This window comes from Streptomyces sp. CB02980 (assembly GCF_014451325.2).
Classification (GTDB): domain Bacteria; phylum Actinomycetota; class Actinomycetes; order Streptomycetales; family Streptomycetaceae; genus Streptomyces.
The window spans coordinates 1-594 of the sequence record NZ_JACSCH020000078.1; the positions used below are offsets into that span (position 1 = coordinate 1).

Consider the following 594-nt stretch of genomic DNA (forward strand, 5'->3'; position numbering starts at 1 on the left):
ACCCCGCTGACGACCGAACTCCACAAACGTCGCAGGCGACGACATCACCGTCACCCCACCCGCCAACGCCAACGAACACTCACCCGACCGCAACGCCTGCGCAGCCAAATGCAACGCCACCAACGACGACGAACACGCCGTATCCACCGTCACCGCCGGACCCTCGAAACCAAACGAATACGCAACCCGGCCCGACACCACACTCGTCGTATTACCAATCCCCACATACCCCGCAGCCTCATCCGGCACCGAAGACAACCGCGCCACATAATCCTGCGGAATCACCCCCGCAAAAACACCCGTCCCACTCCCCCGCAACCCACCCGCATCAACCCCCGCATCCTCCAGCGCCTCCCACACCACCTCAAGCAACAACCGCTGCTGCGGATCCATCGCCAACGCCTCACGCGGACTGATCCCGAAGAAACCCGCATCGAACAACGCCGCACCATGAACGAACCCACCACCCCGCGGCACCACATCACCCACACCCTCCAACACCCCCAGATCCCAGCCACGATCAACCGGGAACCCACCCACCGCATCCCCACCCGACGCCACCAGACCCCACAAACCCTCACCCGAAACCACACC

1 protein-coding gene is annotated in these 594 nt (G+C 63.8%); it reads right to left on the minus strand.

Annotated features, from left to right (window positions below):
* Positions 1–594 (minus strand): polyketide synthase (locus E0F75_RS39830; protein WP_229315931.1); only part of this gene is annotated, 594 nt, incomplete at both ends.